Annotated in this window: 15 protein-coding genes; 6 read left to right on the top strand and 9 right to left on the bottom strand. The window is 68.6% G+C overall.

What is annotated here, in order from left to right:
- Positions 1-54: 54 nt before the first annotated feature.
- The 6 genes from L1081_RS00200 (at position 55) to L1081_RS00175 (ending at position 9804) form a co-directional block, all read left to right on the top strand.
- Positions 55-2490, top strand: coding sequence for a DUF3772 domain-containing protein (locus tag L1081_RS00200; protein ID WP_489414652.1), 2436 nt, complete (start codon positions 55-57; stop codon positions 2488-2490).
- Between the two features lie 125 nt (positions 2491-2615).
- The gene (gene flhB, locus L1081_RS00195) at positions 2616-3764 is read left to right on the top strand and encodes a flagellar biosynthesis protein FlhB (RefSeq protein ID WP_489414651.1); all 1149 of its coding nucleotides are present in this window, start codon (positions 2616-2618) and stop codon (positions 3762-3764) included.
- The gene (flhA, locus tag L1081_RS00190; RefSeq protein ID WP_489414650.1) at positions 3761-5854 is read left to right on the top strand and encodes a flagellar biosynthesis protein FlhA; all 2094 of its coding nucleotides are present in this window, start codon (positions 3761-3763) and stop codon (positions 5852-5854) included. The genes flhB and flhA overlap by 4 nt, the downstream gene beginning before the upstream one ends.
- Positions 5851-8205, top strand: coding sequence for a flagellar biosynthesis GTPase FlhF (gene flhF / locus L1081_RS00185; protein WP_489414649.1), 2355 nt, complete (start codon positions 5851-5853; stop codon positions 8203-8205). Before flhA ends, flhF begins: the two co-directional genes overlap by 4 nt.
- Positions 8202-9098: a MinD/ParA family ATP-binding protein gene (locus L1081_RS00180; protein ID WP_489414648.1), complete on the top strand. Its 897-nt coding sequence runs from the start codon at positions 8202-8204 to the stop codon at positions 9096-9098. The genes flhF and L1081_RS00180 overlap by 4 nt, the downstream gene beginning before the upstream one ends.
- Positions 9073-9804, top strand: a complete 732-nt coding sequence (locus L1081_RS00175; protein ID WP_489414647.1) for an RNA polymerase sigma factor FliA — start codon at positions 9073-9075, stop codon at positions 9802-9804. Before L1081_RS00180 ends, L1081_RS00175 begins: the two co-directional genes overlap by 26 nt.
- Positions 9805-9838: 34 nt before the next feature.
- Here L1081_RS00175 and L1081_RS00170 read toward each other — a convergent pair whose 3' ends face one another.
- From L1081_RS00170 to cheA, 9 genes are all read right to left on the bottom strand, one after another.
- Positions 9839-10435: a GNAT family N-acetyltransferase gene (locus L1081_RS00170; protein WP_489414646.1), complete on the bottom strand. Its 597-nt coding sequence runs from the start codon at positions 10433-10435 to the stop codon at positions 9839-9841.
- 40 nt (positions 10436-10475) lie between these two features.
- Positions 10476-10928 (bottom strand): VOC family protein, encoded by a 453-nt coding sequence (locus L1081_RS00165; RefSeq protein ID WP_489414645.1) that lies wholly within the window; start codon positions 10926-10928, stop codon positions 10476-10478.
- Between the two features lie 143 nt (positions 10929-11071).
- The gene (cheZ, locus tag L1081_RS00160; protein ID WP_489414644.1) at positions 11072-11728 is read right to left on the bottom strand and encodes a protein phosphatase CheZ; all 657 of its coding nucleotides are present in this window, start codon (positions 11726-11728) and stop codon (positions 11072-11074) included.
- A 1-nt stretch (position 11729) separates the two neighbouring features.
- Positions 11730-12125, bottom strand: a complete 396-nt coding sequence (gene cheY, locus L1081_RS00155) for a chemotaxis response regulator CheY (RefSeq protein WP_026284205.1) — start codon at positions 12123-12125, stop codon at positions 11730-11732.
- A gap of 30 nt (positions 12126-12155) precedes the next feature.
- Positions 12156-13235 carry a chemotaxis-specific protein-glutamate methyltransferase CheB gene (gene cheB, locus L1081_RS00150; RefSeq protein ID WP_489414643.1) on the bottom strand — a complete coding sequence of 360 codons (1080 nt, stop codon included), beginning with the start codon at positions 13233-13235 and terminating at the stop codon, positions 12156-12158.
- Positions 13232-13885, bottom strand: coding sequence for a chemoreceptor glutamine deamidase CheD (gene cheD / locus L1081_RS00145; RefSeq protein ID WP_489414642.1), 654 nt, complete (start codon positions 13883-13885; stop codon positions 13232-13234). Before cheD ends, cheB begins: the two co-directional genes overlap by 4 nt.
- Before the next feature lie 61 nt (positions 13886-13946).
- On the bottom strand, positions 13947-14768 hold the full coding sequence (locus L1081_RS00140) for a CheR family methyltransferase (RefSeq protein WP_489414641.1): 822 nt from the start codon (positions 14766-14768) through the stop codon (positions 13947-13949).
- A 13-nt stretch (positions 14769-14781) separates the two neighbouring features.
- Positions 14782-16095: an HDOD domain-containing protein gene (locus L1081_RS00135; protein ID WP_489414640.1), complete on the bottom strand. Its 1314-nt coding sequence runs from the start codon at positions 16093-16095 to the stop codon at positions 14782-14784.
- 27 nt (positions 16096-16122) lie between these two features.
- Positions 16123-18180, bottom strand: a complete 2058-nt coding sequence (cheA, locus tag L1081_RS00130) for a chemotaxis protein CheA (RefSeq protein ID WP_489414639.1) — start codon at positions 18178-18180, stop codon at positions 16123-16125.
- Positions 18181-18220: the final 40 nt, after the last annotated feature.

The raw sequence follows: 18220 nt of genomic DNA, 5'->3' as shown, positions 1-18220 counted from the left end.
ACACACGCTGTCACGCCCCGCGCCCCGCGCCGCGGGCCGGAAATGGCGCCTTCTATGATGGCAGCCATGTTTTCGATCCCCCGCCCGATTGCCTTTTGCCTGGCCGCCCTGCTGCTGCTGATGTGCGGCGCCGCAACGGCACAGCCGGGCACCAGCGGCGCCGGCGGCATCACCGCCGCTGCCGCGGCCCCGGCGCCCGAACCCACGGTGGCCGAGCTGCGCGAGCAGCTCACGAAGATCACCGCCTCCGCCGACGCCACCGAGGACACGCGCCAGCTGCTGGCGCAGATCAACGACATCGGCACGCAGGCCGACAAGTTCGTTGCCGCGCGCACCGGCGAACTGGCCGACCTGAACGCCCGCCTCGGCGAGCTCGGCAATCCGCCGGCCGCGGGCGCCACCGAAGACCCCGACATCACGCGCCAGCGCGCCCGCCTCACGAAGGAGCGCAATGCGCTGGACGCCGACATCCGGCTCGCGCGGCTCCTGACCATCGACGTGCGGCAGCGTGCTGCCGAACTGGTGACCCAGCGCCGCGCGCTTTTCGAGGCGCAGATCACCGAGCGCGCGCCCTCGCCGCTCACCGGCGAGTTCTGGCGCGATCTGCAGGAGGCCTGGCCGAGCGACCTGGCGCGCCTGCAGGCCATGGCCTCCGACCTGCGCGCCGGGTTCTCGCAGGCCATGCAGCAAGGCCCCCGCATGGCGGTGCTCTGGGCGCTGATCTTGGCGGTGCTGCTCGCGGTGCTCGGCAACTGGGTGGCCGAGCATCTGCTGACGCGGATCGCCGCGCGGCTGCTGCCGGCGGGCCGGCTGCGGCGTTCGCTGCTGGTGATTGCCATCGTCGCGAGCCATGTGCTGCTGGTGGCCGTAGCGGCGCACGGCTTCGTGTGGGTGCTCGAGGAATACGCCACCTGGGAGCCGCAGGCGCGCAAGGCGATGCGCTCGATGGCGCAGGCGCTGGTGTTCATGGCCTTCGTCATCGGGCTGGGCCGCGGGCTGCTGGCCACGCGGCGCCCGTCGTGGCGGCTGCCGCCGATACCCGACGCCATGGCCACCCGCCTGGCGCCGCTGCCTTGGCTGGTTGCGGCGGTGGCGGCGCTGGCCTGGGCGCCGGTGGAGATCAACGCGCTGGTGGAAGCGAGCTTTGCGGCCGTGGTTGCCACGCACGTGCTCACCGCGCTGGTGCTCACTGCGCTCGTTGGCGCGGTGCTCCATCGGCTGCGGCCAATGCGCGCCGATACGCCGGACGCCGATCCGCCCGAGCGGCCGATGTGGGTGGGCCTGCTGGTGGCCTGCATCGGCGTGCTGATGGTGGCCATCTGGGTGTTGGTGGGGGTGGGCTACGTGGCGCTTGCGAGCTTCCTGGCCTCGCAGCTCACCTGGAGCGGCATCGTCGCGGCCGCCTTCTACGTGCTGTTCAAGTTTGCCGACGACGTCTTCATGGCCGGCGTGTCATCGCGCAGCACTTTCGGCCAGCGCCTGCAGAAGAGCTTCGGAATGGCGCCGCAGACGCTCGACCAGGCGGCCACCGTGCTCTCGGGCCTGAGCCGGGTGGCGCTGTTCTTCTACATGCTGATCGCGCTCGCGGCGCCGCTGGGCACCGGTCCCAGCGAAGTGTTCCAGCGCAGCGGCAAATTCGGCACCGGCGTGAAGGTGGGCGAGTTCCAGCTGGTGCCGGGCGCCATCCTGAGCGCCATCGCGGTGGCGGTGATCGGCTTCATCGTGCTCAGGGTGTTCAAGCGCTGGCTCGCGCGCAGCTACCTGCCCAGCACGCAGTTCGAGCCGGGCATGCAGAGCTCGATCACCACGCTGCTGGGCTACGTCGGCGGCATCCTGGTGGTCGCGTTCTCGCTGTCGGCGCTGGGCATCGGCATCGAGCGCATCGCGTGGGTGGCCAGCGCGCTGTCGGTGGGCATCGGCTTCGGCCTGCAGGCCATCGTGCAGAACTTCATCTCGGGCCTCATCCTCTTGGCCGAGCAGCCGGTGAAGGTGGGCGACTGGGTGGTGCTGGGCACCACCGAGGGCGACGTGCGGCGCATCAACGTGCGCGCCACGGAGATCCAGCTCGGAGACCGTTCGACGCTGATCGTGCCGAACTCCGAGTTCATCACGAAGACCGTGCGCAACATGACGCTGGCCAACGCGGAGGGCCGGGTGCTGATCCGCCTGCCGATGCCGCTGACCACCAACGCGCAGCGCGTGCGCGAGCTCATCCTGGACGCCTGCCGCGCCCACGAGAGCGTGCTGGAAACGCCGGCGCCTTCGCTCACGCTCGAAGGCATCGAGGGCGGCCTGCTGATCTTCCAGGCCATCGCCTATGTGCCGAGCCCGCGCCTGGCGGGCAACGTGCGCAGCGACCTGCTGTTCACCATCCTCGAGCGCCTGGACGCGGAGCAGCTGCCGCTGATGCCGTATGCGGCGCCGCCTGCACCCACGCCTGCGTCCGCGCCCGCACCGGGTGCCGCGGACGGCGCCACTCCCGCCGCCTAGGCGCCGCACCGATCGTCCAAGCAGCGGGCGAATGCCCGCGCTGATCGATCAATTGTCCGGAGGCTCCCAAACCAACAATCAGCCATGAGCAGGCGTGCTGTCGCCAACGCTCGCCCGGAGCATCAATGGCTGAAGAAAGCGACCTCGAAAAAACCGAACCCGCCTCACCGCAGCGCCTCGAAAAGGCCCGCGAGGAAGGGGACGTGGCGCGGTCGCGCGAATTGGCGACCTTCGTGCTGCTGGGCACCGCCGTTGCCGGCCTGTGGCTCACGGCGGATTCGCTCGGCGCCACCCTGCGCGGCGCGCTGGCCCAGGGCCTGCACTTCGACCGCGCCACGGCGTTCGACTCTTCCCACATGCTGGCGCGCGCCGGGCTCATGGGCCAGCAGGCGCTGCTCGCGCTCGCGCCGCTGTTCGGCATGATGCTGGTGGCGGCCGTGGCGGCGCCGCTGATGCTCGGCGGCTGGCTGCTCTCGGCCAAGGCCCTGGCACCCAAGTTCAGCAAGCTCGATCCCGTCGCCGGCGTGGGCCGCATGTTTTCGGCGCAAGCGCTGTCGGAGCTGTTCAAGGCGCTGGCCAAGTCGCTGCTGATCGGCGGCGTGGCCTGGCTGGTGATCATGGGCAACGTGGACGAGGTCTCCGCGCTGATGGCGCAATCGGAGCGCGCCGCGCTGCCGCAGATGATCGTGCTGGTGGCGCACAACTGCGCGCTGATCGCCTCCGCGCTGTTCCTGGTGGCACTGGTCGACGTTCCCTACCAGCTGTGGAGCTACCACCGCAAGCTGCGCATGTCGCGCGAAGACCTGCGCCAGGAGCACAAGGAGAGCGAGGGCGATCCGCACGTCAAGGCGCAGATCCGCCGCCAGCAGCAGCAGGTGGCGCGCCGGCGGATGATGTCCGAGGTGCCGAAGGCCGACATCGTGGTGACCAACCCCACGCACTTCGCAGTGGCGCTCAAGTATGTGGACAACGACATGCGCGCACCGCGCGTGGTGGCCAAGGGCAGCGACCTGGTGGCCGCGCGCATCCGCGAGATCGCGCGGGAGAACAAGGTGGCGATCCTGGAAGCGCCGCCGCTCACGCGCGCGCTCTTCAAGCACACCCGGCTCGGCGACGAGATCCCGGCCGGCCTCTACACCGCGGTGGCCGAGGTGCTGGCCTGGGTCTACCAGCTCAAGCGCTGGCACAGCGAAGGCGGCGAAGCGCCGCGCACGCCGGTCGACCTGCCGATTCCCGAATCGCTCGAATACTCGCCGAAGACCGCCGCCGCATGAACGCCATGGCCACTCTCACGCGCCTGCAGGCGCAGCTGTTCTCCGGCACCCAGTGGAAGGGCCTTGCCGGCCCCATCCTGATCGTGCTGATCCTGAGCATGATGGTGCTGCCGCTGCCGCCCTTCCTGCTGGACCTGCTGTTCACCTTCAACATCGCGATGTCGGTGATGGTGCTGCTGGTGAGCATGTACACCATGAAGGCGCTGGACTTTGCCGCCTTCCCGGCCGTGCTGCTGTTCTCCACGCTGCTGCGCCTGTCGCTCAACGTGGCCTCCACGCGCGTGGTGCTGATGCACGGCCACACCGGGCCGGACGCGGCGGGCAAGGTGATCGAGGCTTTCGGCCACTTCCTGGTGGGCGGCAACTTTGCCGTGGGCGTGATGGTGTTCATCATCCTGGTGCTGATCAACTTCATGGTGATCACCAAGGGCGCGGGGCGCATTGCCGAGGTCGGCGCGCGCTTCATGCTCGACGCCATGCCGGGCAAGCAGATGGCGATCGACGCCGACCTGAACGCCGGCCTGATCGGCGAGGACGTGGCGCGCAAGCGCCGCCAGGAAGTTGCGCAGGAAGCCGACTTCTACGGCTCGATGGACGGCGCCAGCAAGTTTGTGCGCGGCGACGCGATTGCCGGCCTGCTGATCATGGTGATCAACATCATCGGCGGCCTGGTGGTGGGCATGGTCCAGCACGGGCTGGACTTCAGCACCGCGGGCACGACCTACACGCTGCTGGCCATCGGCGACGGCCTCGTGGCCCAGATTCCCGCGCTGGTGATCTCGACCGCGGCCGGCGTCATCGTCTCGCGCGTGACCACCGACGAGGACGTGGGCCGGCAGCTGACCGGTCAGCTGTTCTCCAACCCGCAGGTGCTGTTCCTCACCGCGGGCCTGGTGGGTCTGATGGGATTGATCCCGGGCATGCCGAACCTGGCCTTCCTGCTGATCGCGGGTGGTCTCGCATGGCTGGGCCGGCGCGTGCTCAAGCGCGCGCCGCTGGCCACTGCCGAACAGGCCGCCGCAGCCCAGGCCGCGGCCATGCCGGTGGCCGAAGCGGCCGAAGCGACATGGGACGACGTGGCGCTGGTCGACCCGCTCGGCATGGAAGTCGGCTACCGGCTGATCCCGCTGGTGGACCAGACCCAGAACGGCGAGCTGCTGGGCCGCATCAAGAGCATCCGCAAGAAGGTGGCCCAGGAGATCGGTTTCCTGGCGCCCGTGGTCCACATCCGCGACAACCTGGAGATCCCGCCCAACACCTACGTGATCAGCCTGAAGGGCGTGGAGATCGGCCGCGGCGAGGCGTTCCCCAACCAGTGGATGGCCATCAACCCCGGCCAGGTGAGCGGCACGCTGCCCGGCACGCCGACGCAGGACCCCGCCTTCCACCTGCCCGCGGTGTGGATCGACGCCAGCCTGCGCCAGGAAGCGCAGGTGCTCGGCTACACGGTGGTCGATGCCTGCACGGTGATGGCCACGCACCTGAACCACCTGATCCAGACCCATGCCGCGGAGCTGCTCGGCCGCCAGGAAGTGCAGCAGCTGCTCGACCAGATCGGCAAGACCGCGCCCAAGCTCACCGAGGATCTGGTGCCCAAGATCATCTCGCTGAGCACGCTGCACAAGGTGCTGCAGAACCTGCTCGACGAAGAGGTGCCGATCCGCGACATGCGCACCATCCTCGACGTGATGGCCGAGCACGCGCCCACCGTCAAGGACGCGGCCGAGCTCACCTCGCTCACGCGCCTGGCGCTCGGCCGTGCGATCACGCAGCAGCTGTTCCCGGGCGATTCCGAACTGCAGGTAATCGGCCTGGACGGCGCGCTCGACAGCGTGCTGCAGCAGGCGCTCACCAACAACAACGGGATCGAGCCGGGCCTTGCCAACAGCCTGATGCAGCAGACCCGCGCGGCCATCGCGCGCCAGGAACAGCTGGGCCTGGCGCCGGTGCTGGTCGTCCAGCATTCGCTGCGCGTGCTGCTCTCGCGCTTCCTGCGCCGCAGCTTCCGCCAGCTCAAGGTTCTCTCGCATGCAGAGATTCCTGACACCCGCAACATCAAGATCACCGCCACCATCGGAGGAAGAGTTTGAACATCCCGACAGACGTCCGCACCAGCGCGCGCAAGTTCGTCGCGCCCACCAGCCGGGAAGCGCTGCGCCTGGCGCGCCAGGCGCTCGGCGACGAAGCCATCGTGCTGACCAACCGTGTGACCGCCGAAGGCGTGGAGATCGTGGCCATGGTGCAGGAGGACGTGGAAGGCGTGCGTGCGAGCGCCGCTGCCGCGCCGCCGGCACCCCAGCCATTGCCGGCAGCCATGGCCGCTCCTGTGCCTGCCATCGCACCCATCGCAGCACCCGCCTCTGTCCCCGCCCCCCTGGCCGCGGACAGCGTGCTCGGCGAACTCCATTCGATGCGCTGCATGATCGAGGAGCAGCTGGCCGGCGTGGCCTGGAACGAGAAGCAGCGGCGCGACCCGATGCGCGGGCGCCTGTTGCGCACGCTGCTTGGCGCCGGCTTCAGCGCCCGCCTCTCCAAGGCCATGCTGGAGCACCTGCCCACGGGCCAGAGCTATGCCCAAGGCATGGCCTTCGTGCGCTCCGAACTCATCCGCACGCTGCCGGTGCATGAGGACGAGGACGCACTGCTCGCGCAGGGCGGCGTCTATGCGCTGATGGGCCCCACCGGCGTCGGCAAGACCACCACCACGGCCAAACTCGCAGCGCGCTGCGTGATGCGCTTCGGCGCCGACAAGCTCGCGCTCGTCACCACCGACAGCTACCGCATCGGCGCCTACGAGCAGCTGCGCATCTACGGCCAGATCCTCAACGTGCCGGTCTACGCCGTGAAGGACGCGGCCGACCTGCACCTGGTGCTGCAGGACCTGCAGGGCAAGCACATGGTGCTGATCGACACCGTGGGCATGAGCCAGCGCGACCGCGCGGTGTCCGACCAGATCGCCATGCTCTGCAACAGCCAGCGGCCCGTGAAGCGGCTGCTGCTGCTCAACGCCACGAGCCACGGCGACACGCTCAACGAGGTGGTGCACGCCTACCGCCATGGCAGCGGCAGCGATCTCGCGGGCTGCATCTTCACCAAGGTCGACGAGGCCACGCACCCCGGTGCGCTGATCGACACCGTGATCCGCCACCGCCTGCCGGTGCACTACGTCTCGAGCGGCCAGAAGGTGCCCGAGAACCTGATGCGCGCCGACCGCGCGCAGCTGGTGGACAGCGCGTTCCAGGCCAACAGCCGCAGCGCGCTGTTCGTGCCCGGCGAAGGCGACCTGCAGGACGGATCGGCGAATGCCGAAGCCTCCGCGGCCCACGCGGAGGCCGAACGCCAGCGGCTGCAGTACCGGCAGCTGATCCGCGCCATGGCGCACGACGCGCAGGAAGTGGCCGCCGCGGCGTCGGCGCTGGCGGCCGCGCCGCTCGGCTTCGAGCAGGCGCGCGCGCTCTGGCGGATGTCCGCCGACGAGGACGTCGGCCACAAGGCGGTGCTGCAGGCGCTCATGGCGCATGCCGCGAGCGAGGTCGGCGCAAGCTGCGACACCCACGTGCTGGCGCTCAGCGGCCAGGTCGGGCTCAAGTCCGACGAAGGCGGCGACGCCTACCAGTGCCAGGGCAGCCTGCTGCTGTCCGACCGTGGCGGGCTGCCGCTCGCTGCGCCCAACCAGTGGCTCTCCACCGCCGCGACCCGCAACGCCACCGACGCCACGCGCAAGCCCGGCGTGCGGCAGGTGCAGTGGCTGCGCCAGCAGGACTTCGGCAAGGCCGTGGTGCACATGCTGCCGCGGCTGCCCGCGGCCGAGCTCATGCTGCAGTGGCAGGTGCAGCGCCAGCAATGGATGGCGCGCGCACCGGGCTCCACGGCCGTGACCGATCCGCGCACCGGCGAATACGCCACGCTGACCGGCCTGGACTTCGATTTCGGCGAAGCGCGCGCCGTGGTCTTCAAGGGCCGGGCCGCGCTGCAATCGGTGGCCGAGGCCCGTGTCACGCTGCGCACCGACGGCGGCCTGCCCGGCCTGCGCTGCGTTGCCACGCGCCTGACCGATGCGCGAAGCCACAAGGTGCTGGCGCAGAGCTATGCGCTCACCAACATCGGCCGCGACATCGGGCCGCAGCAGCTCGCGCAATGGCAAGGCTGGGCCGCCGAGGCCGAGCCCTGCCTGCGCCTGCTGCGCCAGGGCCTCTCGGTGCTGGGCGGCCTCGGCGAGGCGGGCGATCCGCACATGATGAAGCGCCTGCTCATCGCAGGCCAGGTGACCACCACCGTCTGGCGCCTGCAGCAGGCCGGCGGCGACTGGGCCGGCCGCACCCGCGCGCTGCTGTCGCAGCTGACCGGCCGGCCCGCGCGGCCCGGCCGCCCCGTGTCGGGCAACGTGCTGTATGCCGGCGTGGGCAAGCTGTTCTTCCTGCTGGAGGCGCTGGACACGTGAGCAAGCTGGTGTCGGATCAAGCCGATGGGCTGCGGCGGCTGCTTGCGCAGTCGTCGGCGCGCATCATCGCGATCGCAAGCATGGGCAACCGCCCGGGCGCCACCACGGCGGCCATGAACCTGGGCGCCGCGCTGGCCCACATGGGCAAGGACGTGCTGCTGCTCGACGAGCACAGGCCGGGGCCGGATACGGCGTGTGCCGCATGGGCCGCCGATCCGCTCGGGACGCTGGCCGACGTCGCATCGCAGCGGCTGACCTGCGAGGGCGCCGCCGCGCGCACCGAGTGCGGCGTGCATGTGCTGCCGGCGCCGCTCGGCGGCCAGCCCGACCACACCGACCCGCGCCTGCTGTGGGACGGCAGCATGATCCTGGTCGACGCGGCGCTCGACGCCGTCGGCAACCTGTCGCCGCTCGCGCGGCTGGCGGACGAGCTGGTGGTGGTGCTGCAGCCCCACCCGGCTTCCATCACCGCCACCTATTCGGGCATCAAGCGGCTGCACTATGCGCACGCGCTCAGGCAGCTTCGCCTGCTGGTCAATGGCGTGGCCGACCCCGAGGCCGCGCGACAGACCATGGCCAACCTGGTCGACACCGGCAGCCGCTACCTGGCGGTTTCCATACAGCCGGCCGGCTGGGTCCGCGCCGATCCGCACCTGGCCGATGCCAGGCGCCTCGCCCGCACCGTGGTGGAGGCCTTCCCGGCCAGCCCGGCGGCGGTGGATTTCCGCGTCATCGCCGCCGCCGTCGCGCAGTGGCCCTGGCGCCCGACGGTGCGGCCGCTGGACACCCGGACCGCGCTCTGGCGGCCCGAGGCACTGGCAGCGGAGCCTGAGTCGGCTGTGGCACAAGAGGAAGAAAGGGACGGCCGTGTACACCGCGCAGGGAACCATTGAGAAGTCCCACCTGCTGAAGCAGCACCAGCCGATGGTGCGCCGCATGGCGCTCCAGATGCTGGCCAAGCTGCCCGCCAGCGTGGAGCTCGACGACCTGATCCAGGCCGGCATGATCGGCCTGCTCGACGCGTCCACGCGCTACCAGGACAACCGCGGCGCGCAGTTCGAGACCTTCGCCAGCCAGCGCATCCGCGGCGCCATGCTCGACGAGCTGCGCGCGAGCGACTGGGGCTCGCGCGGCCTGCGCCAGTCGGCGCGCAAGGTGGAACAGGCCATCCAGGCACTGGAGCACCGGCTCGGCCGCTCCGCCAGCGAAGGAGAGATCGCCAGGGAACTGAAGATGGAACTGGACGACTACCAGTCGCTGCTGCAGGACATCCAGGGCTGCCAGCTGCTCTACGTGGAAGACTTCGCACAGGACGGCGAATCCGAAAACCCCTGGCTCGAGCGCCAGGCGCACAACGACGGCCGGCTGGGCGGCGACGATCCGCTCGCGCAGCTGCTCGAAGCGGGCTTCCGCCATGAGCTCGTCGATGCGATTGCCGCGCTGCCCGAGCGCGACCAGCTGCTGCTGAACCTGTACTACGAGGAAGAGCTGAACCTGCGCGAGATCGGCGCGATTCTGGAAGTGACGCAGTCGCGCGTGTGCCAGCTGCACAGCCAGGCGATCAGCCGGCTGCGGGCGAAGTTGAAGGATTCGCTCTAGGAAGTTTGCCGATGGCGTCGCCGCGGGGCGGCAGTCATGGTCGGCGCGGCTTGCGGAGCATGGGTGTGACGAGCGGTGCCGAGCCCACCTGGATCTCGCCGATCACCTCGAAGCCATGGCGCTGGTAGAACGGGATGTTCTGTGGCTTCGAAGCCTCGAGATACGCCAGTGATTCTTCCTGGTCGCAACGGGCGAGAGCATGCCGCATCAACGCCGCCCCGATGCCCTTGCCCTGCGCATTCGGCTCGACACCGATCTGGGGCAAGTACCAATGAGCTTCTCGAGGATGCGACTGTTCCATCTTCTCGAAGGTGGCCAGCAGATCGTCCATGTGTTCAGGCTTTGCCGTGTCACGGAACACCTTTTCGAGCGCCTGGCCGTTCGGCTCCACGCCCGGAGGCAGCCAGAGTGCGGCGCCGCAGAAGTCCACGGACACATAGGCCGTGCCATGCTGGAAACTGCTGCCTGCGAACTCGCCAGTGGCCACGGGCATGGCCAGGAGATAGTCGTGCGGCGAAGGCCACGCAAATCGTGCAGGCGGGTCCGTGAGGAATGCAGCCACGATCGCTGCGACGGCGCGCGGAATCTCATCGGACGTGGCACTGCGGATCTCGATCGACGGCTGGACCATTTCGTTCTCCTCATGTGAAAACGCCAGGCTTCATTTTGGCCTATGCGCCGGGCTCGCCTCCGCCGAGCTGCTCGGCCAGGCCGACGATGATGCCCTCGGGCCCGCGGATGTAGGCGAGGCGGTAGGTTTCCTCGTACTGCATCTCGCCAATGATCTCGGCCCCGTGGGCGCGCATGCGCGCGACGATCGCGTCGATGTCATCGACGGCGAACATGATGCGGCGGATGCCCAGCGTGTTCACCGGCTGGTCCACGGGACCAAACCTGATCGCGCCGGGCGTGTGGAACTTGTCCAGCTCGATTCCCTGTCCATCGGGCGTCCGCATCATCGCCAGGGTGGCGCGGACATCCTCGAGCCCGATCAGCTGTCCGACCAAAGGCCCTTCCACCGTCGTTTCGCCCTCGAGCTTGAGGCCCAGTTCGATGAAGAACGCCTTGGTCGCTTCAAGGTCGTCGACAACGATGAGGACGTTGTCCATGCGTTTGAGCGTCATATCCTTCCTCTCTTCGGTTTGGAGCCCGGGTTGGAGGCCATTCGACCGAAAGCCGCAGCCACCATGGCGGCAAGCCTCTGCTCATGGTCTGCCTTGGGGCTGGAAGTCATGCACCGATGGTAAGCCGGCGGACCCGCGCAGCCTCAGAACCCGAGGCTCTCCAGCAGGTCGTCCACCTGCGCCTGGCCCGTCACGGCCTCCGGGTTGCCCGGAACCACCTGCGGGCCGTTCTGCAGGCTGCTCGCCTCAGTTTCGTGGCGCTTCTCGGCGTGCTTGTCGAGGTGCGAGTTGTCGATCAGCACCTGCAGCAGCTGCGTCTCGACGTCGTTGACCACTTCCATCATCTTCTTGATGACCTGGCCCGTGAGGTCCTGGAAGTCCTGCGCCATCAGGATCTCGATCAGCTGCGTGTTGATGGCGCCGGCCTTCTGCGGCACATCCTGCAGGTAGCCGCGCGTGTCCATCACGAGCTGGCGCGCATGGTCCAGCTCGACCGGGTTCGCAAACCATTCGTCCCAGCGCCGGCTCAAGCCCTTGGCGTTGCTTGCAAGGTCTTCCTGCAGCGGCTGCGCCAGGTCGATGGCGTTGAGCGCGCGGTGCGCCGCCCGCTCGGTCATGGAGGCGATGTAGCCCAGGCGGTCGCGCGCGTCGGGAATGGCTTGCGCGGCCTTGGCAACCTGCTTGTCCAGCCCCAGCTCGCGCAGGCCTTCGCGCAATTGCCGGGTCAGCTGCCCGATGCGCCCGAGCAACTCTTCGGCCGTGTTCCCGTGCTCCGCGGGTTCGAGCGCAGCGTGTGTCATGTCAGGCCGCCTCTTTCTGGAGTTTCTCGAAGATCTTGGTGATCTTTTCCTCGAGCGTGGCCGCCGTGAAGGGCTTGACCACGTAGCCGTTGGCGCCGGCCTGCGCGGCCGCGATGATGTTCTCCTTCTTGGCTTCGGCCGTCACCATCAGCACCGGCAGCTTGGCGAGCTCCGGGTCGGCGCGGATGGTCTGCAGCATGGTGAGGCCGTCCATGTTGGGCATGTTCCAGTCCGACACCACGAAGCCGAAGTTGCCGCCGCGCAGCTTCTCGATGCCGGCCGCGCCGTCCTCGGCTTCGTCGACGTTGAGGAACTCGAGTTCCTTCAGCAGGTTGCGCACGATGCGCCGCATGGTCGGGAAGTCGTCCACGACCAAAATTTTGATGCTCTTGTCAATCACGATTCTTCAACTCCAACAGTTCGTTTTTCAAACCCGGTTCGTGCGTTCGCCGAAAGTGCGCAGATGGGCCAGCACGCGGCGCCCCATCTCTCCCAGCGGCGCCACTTCATCGGCGGCGCCCAAGGCGATGGCCTCGCGCGGCATGCCGAAGACCACGCAGCTGGCCTCGTCCTGCGCGAAGGTGTAGGCGCCGGCCTGCTTCATGCGCAGCAGGCCTTCGGCGCCGTCCCGGCCCATGCCCGTGAGAATCATTCCAATCGCGTTCTTGCCGGCGTGCCTGGCGGCCGAATCGAACAGCACGTCGATCGAGGGGCGGTGGCGGTTCACGGGCGGCTCCTGGTCGAGCTGCGCCACGTAGTTGGCGCCGCTTCGCCCGAGCGACAGGTGAAAGCCACCGGGCGCGATGTAGGCGTAGCCCGGCAGCACGCGTTCGCCATGCTCGGCTTCCTTCACGGTGATGCGGCACAGGCCGTTCAGGCGCTGCGCGAACGAGCGCGTGAAGCCGGCCGGCATGTGCTGCGCGATCAGCACCGCCGGCGCATCGGGCGGCAGCGGCAGCAGCACCTCGCGGATGGCCTCGGTTCCGCCGGTGGAAGCGCCGATGATGATGAGTTTTTCGGTGCTCAGGAGCGGGCTGCGCAGCAGCGGCTCCTGCGGGTTTTCACCCGCACCTTTGGCCGAGGCGCCGTGCCGGCCCGGCAGCAGCCGCGCCGCGGCGGCCGTGCGGATCTTGCCGGCGATCAGCTCGGTGTACTGCAGCAGGCCGTCGCGCACGCCGAGCCGCGGCTTGGTCACGAAATCGATCGCGCCCAGTTCCAGCGCGCGCAGCGCAATCTCCGAACCGCGCTCGGTCAGCGAGGACACCATGACCACCGGCATCGGCCGCAGGCGCATGAGCTTCTCGAGGAATTCGAGGCCGTCCATGCGCGGCATCTCGACGTCGAGCGTGAGCACGTCGGGGTTCGTCACCTTGATGAGGTCGCGCGCCTGCAGCGGATCGGCCGCGGTGCCGACCACCGTCATGTCGGACTGGCTGTTGATGATCTCGGTCATCACGCTGCGGATCAGCGCCGAGTCGTCGACGCAAAGTACCTTGATTTTTTTCATGCGATCCAGCTTCCCTTGCCATATGCGGCGGACCATTTGCGCAGCAGCTCGCCCTCGTCGCGCTGGACCGCCTGGATGTCGACCGGCGCGCGCAGCTTGCGCACCACCGCCTTGCCGCTCTCCGGCAACAGGCACACGCGGCGCGCATGCAGGCCGCGCAGGTCCTGCGCGGCGACGGCGATGCGCTGCTTCTCGAGGTAGCGCAGGACAAAGTCGGCATTGCGCCCGCCGATGTTGAGCATGGTCATGTTCGCCAGCACCGCCGCGCCGCCAAAGACCTTGGCCCTGAGCCGCTCGCGGCGCGCGCCTGCGCGCAGCAGCTCGGCGATCAGCACGTCCATCGCATGGGCGCCGTAGCGCATCGCGCCAGCCTGCTCGCGCGAGCCCGCCTCGGCGTCGTCGGGCAGCATGAAGTGGTTCATGCCCGCCACGCCCGCCTCCACGTCGGTGATGCAGGCGGCCACGCACGAACCCAGCACCGTGGTCAAGAGGACGCCGGCATCGGTCACGTAGTACTCCGCCGGCAGCAGCTTGACCGCGGCGCAATCGAAGTCGCGGTCGAAGTAGTGATGAGTGGCCACCGAACCCGGCACGGCCGCGGGCAGGAAGCCCTTCTGCGCGACAAGATTGGTGTTCGCATTCGTGTTCATTGGCGTACCTTCGTGCTTCGCACTCCGGTGCGAGCTTGCTTGGGGCGGCCCGGCGCTGCGCTCATGCACGCGCCTTGCCCAGCGCGTACACCGTCTGCCCGACCGTCTTGAAGCTCTGGTTGACCAGTGAGGCGTTCTCCGAATGCCCCGCGAACAGCAGGCCGTGCGGTTTGAGCAGCGGCATGAAGCGGTCGAGCAGCTTCTTCTGCGTGGGCTTGTCGAAATAGATCATCACGTTGCGGCAGAAGATCGCGTCCACCGGCTCCTTCACGGGCCACGACGAATCGAGCAGGTTGAGCCGCGAGAACTTGACCATGGCGGCCACCTCGGGGCGCACCCGCACCTTGCCGGCGTTCGCGCCGGTGCCCTTGTTGAAGAAGCGCCGCAGGCGGTCGGTGGACATGCGGTTGACCTGCTCCATCGTGAAGACGCCGGCCGACGCGCGGGCCAGCACCGCGGTGTCGATGTCGGTGGCAATCACGCGCGCTGCGCTCGCACGCTCGCCGAGCGCCTCCATCAGCGTGATCGCGATCGAATAAGGCTCCTCGCCGGTCGATGCGGCCGCGCACCAGACGGTGGGCGGCTGGGTGCACTTGCGCGCCAGCTCCGCGAGCACCGGAAAGTGATGCGCCTCGCGGAAGAACGAGGTCAGGTTGGTGGTGAGCGAGTTGATGAACAGCTGCCACTCCTGGCCGTCGCGGCTGTCTTCCAGCATGGCCAGGTAGGCCGAGAACTCAGGCAGGCCCAGCTCGCGCAACCGGCGCGAGAGCCGGCTGTACACCATCTGCCGCTTGTGCTCGCCCAGCGCGATGCCGGCGCGCCGGTGGATGAGCGTGCGAATGCGCGAAAAGTCGCCGTCGGTGAAGAGGAATTCGGAGTTCATGTGCGCGTGCTCGCTAGGCTGCTTCGACCGGGGTCACGTCCTGCGACCAGGCCAGTGCCGACAGGTGCGCGGCATTCACCTGGTCGGCGCTCAGGAGCAGCGCTTCCGCCAGGCGCGCCGCCTCGCCGGTGTCCAGCTCGCAGGCCTCGGCCAGCGAGAGGAAGGGGCCGTACACGCCGCCTCGCGTGAGGATGGCCTGCTGGACCGAATCGGACAGCTGCACCTTGTTCAGCACCTCCTGCATCGGAATGCCCAGCAGCTGGTCGATCAGCGAGAACATGCCGACCACGAACAGGTTGTCCGACTCGCCCCGCGGCAGCATGATCTCGCCCATCAGCTCGACGAAGCGGCCGCGCATGATGGCCTTCTTCATCATGAAGGGCGGGCTGCCCATGGGGTTGCTGGTGGCCAGCAGCAGCGAGAGCCAGCGGAACAGCGGCGAATAGCCGAGCATCGTCACCGCGTGGTGCAGCGAATGGATCTCGACGCCTGCGCCCACGGCCGGCGAATTCATGTGGCGCAGCAGCCGGTAGGTGAGCGCGGCATCGCGCTTGAGCGCGGCCTCGATCTCGCGCAGGTCCTCGTTGCGCTGGATCATCTGCAAGAGCCGCATGATCAGCACCGATTCGGGCTGCAGCGCGTGGCTGCCGGTGCTCGCCGCAGGCGGCGGCAGGCCGCAGCTCGCATCGGCGAACACGTCGATGCGGCGTGCGGCACAGGCCTCGAAGTCTTTCCACGAGGCCATGTGCGTGGCGATCGGCTGGATCGGCATGTGGTCGGGCTGCTCCTTGCCGCGCGCGGCCGCAACCAGCAGGGGATCGCCAGCACCCACGTCGAAATGGCTCACCAGGCCGAGCAGTTCGGGATCTTCCGGCAGCGCCTTGGCGCGGCACAGCATGAAGCTGAACCCCTGCTCGTGCAGGAAGTGCAGGATCGGCCGCAGCTCCTCGTTGGCCAGGTCGCCGAGCTCCAGGCAGAGCACGGTGTACTCGGGCGGCAGCGATTGCAACGCGCCCAGCGCCAGCGCCTCGGCGTTCACGTCGAAGAACAGTTCGCTGCGCCCCAGCCGCCATGGCGTGTCCGGCGGGTTGAGGTGCTCGGTCACGCAGGCCACGAGCGACTTGAACTGGCTGATCGCATCTGGCGCCTCTTCGGGCCTGGCCGTCGCGCGCCAGGCGAGCTTGTAGCCTGCAACGCGCTTGTGCGCATCGAGCAGCAAGGTGTAGGCCACAAAGCCCTCTGCATTGCGCTGCACCGCCAGGCCTTGGGCCGCTTCGGCCGCGGGCGTTTCCTCGGCCGTGGCGCGCCGGAAAAAATCAAAACGCATTGCATCGTCTCCGTGGGGTTGTATCTGTCAGGCTGCGACCGGCTCCGTGCGCGCCGCGCGGGCCAGCACGGTGGCGCGCTCCACATGCGCGCGCTGGATGCGCGGCATGGCATCGACATCGATGATGAAAGCCACGCTGCCGTCGCCCAGGATCGTCGCGGCCGAGATGCCCGGCACCTTGCGGTAGTTGGTCTCCAGGTTCTTGACCACCACCTGGTGCTGGCCGAGCAGCTCGTCCACCAGCAGCGCGAAGCGCGTCTCGCCGGCCTGCACGATCACCAATATTCCCTGGGTCGGGTCGGTCTGCGCGCCGGCCACGTCGAACACGCCGTGCAGCTCGATCAGCGGCAGGTACTCGCCGCGCACCTTGATCACATGGCCGTCGCTGGTGATCGAATGCAGGTGCTCGGTGCGCGGCTGCAGCGACTCGATCACATAGCTCAGCGGCAGGATGTAGGCCTCGCTGCCCACCTTGACCGACATGCCGTTCAGGATGGCCAGCGTGAGCGGCAGCACGATGCGGGTGGTGGTGCCCCAGCCCTCGCGCGAGCTGATCTCCACATGCCCGCCCATTTCCTGGATGTTGCGCTTGACCACGTCCATGCCAACGCCGCGCCCCGAGATGTCGGTGACCTGCTCGGCGGTGGAGAAGCCGGGCGCGAAGATCAGCTGCCACACCTCGTCGTCGGGCATGGTGTCGGTCACGGGCAGCCCCTGCTGCATGGCCTTGGCGAGGATCTTCTGGCGGTTCAGGCCCGCGCCGTCGTCGCTGACCTCGATCACGATGTTGCCGCCATGGTGCTGCGCCGACAGCAGCAGCTGCCCTTCGGCTTCCTTGCCCTTGGCGATGCGCTGGGCCGGCGTCTCGATGCCGTGGTCCAGGCTGTTGCGCACCAGGTGCGTGAGCGGATCGATGATGCGTTCGATCAGGCCCTTGTCGAGCTCGGTCTCCTTGCCGAAGGTGTCCAGGCGCACTTCCTTGCCGAGCTTGGCGCTGACGTCGCGGATCACGCGGGGGAAGCGGCTGAAGACATAGTCCATCGGCATCATGCGGATCGACATCACCGATTCCTGCAGGTCGCGCGCGTTGCGCTCCAGGTGGCCGAGGCCGCTCAGGAAGCGCTCGCATTCCACCGGGTCGAGCATGGTGGCTGCCTGCGTGAGCATCGACTGCGTGATCACCAGCTCGCCCACCAGGTTGATGAGCTGGTCGACCTTTTCCACGTCGACGCGGATCGAGCTCGAGTCCTTGGCGCCCGCCGCGGCGGCCGAAGCGGCTGCTGTCCTGGGCGCTGCGACGGCCGGTGCCGGAGCGGGCTGCGGCGCGACCGCCGCCGGTGCGGCTGAAGCGGCTGGAGCAGCGGCAACGGCCGCGCCAGTCGCATCGCCGCCAGCAGGCTCGGCCGTGATCTCGATCTGCGACTCGTCGATGACGAAGCAGCACACGGCCACGATGTCGTCGGGCGCGCAGCTGGTGTCGAGCAGCACCGTCAACTGGTCGCCGCTGCGCGTGCGCGACAGCAGCTTGCCGAGGTTGCCGAGTTCGTCGGCGAGCAGGTCGCATTCGCTGTCGGACAAGCGCGAGAACTTGATGCGCAGCGCCCCGCCCTGCGCGGGCACAGCGGCAGCGGCAGCGGCAGCGGCAGCGGTGGCAACGGGCACGGGCACAGGTGCGGGTGCAGGCGCCGCCTGGGCACCGTCGCTCTCCAGCGCCAGCTGGCGCAGCACCTCGCAGATGTGCGCCACGCGCTCGGGGTCGGGCTCGTTCTCGGCCTGGTAGGCAATCAGTTGTTCTTGCAAGGCGTCCTTCGTTTCCAGGAATGAATCGATCATCGAGCGGCTCAGCGTCAGCTGGCCGTGGCGCGCGCGGTCCAGCAGGGTTTCCAGAAGATGGGTGGTGTCGGTCAGCGCAACGAAGCCGAAGGTGGCCGCGCCGCCCTTGATCGAATGCGCAGCACGGAAGATGGCGTTGAGCTGCTCGCTGTCGGGCGCCTCGGCGTCCAGCTCGAGAAGCAGCTGCTCCATCTGTGCCAGAAGCTCGACGGCCTCGACAAAAAATGCCTGTGTGAACTGACTGAGATCCATCGTTGCTCCGAACCGGCGTGCATGCGTGCCGGCGTCAATG

The sequence above is a fragment of the Variovorax sp. MSC1_012 genome, assembly GCF_023667525.1.
Classification (GTDB): Bacteria; Pseudomonadota; Gammaproteobacteria; order Burkholderiales; family Burkholderiaceae_C; genus Variovorax; species Variovorax beijingensis_B.
The sequence above is the reverse complement of the archived record's forward strand: the minus strand, read 5'-3'. Positions and strand labels throughout refer to the sequence as shown.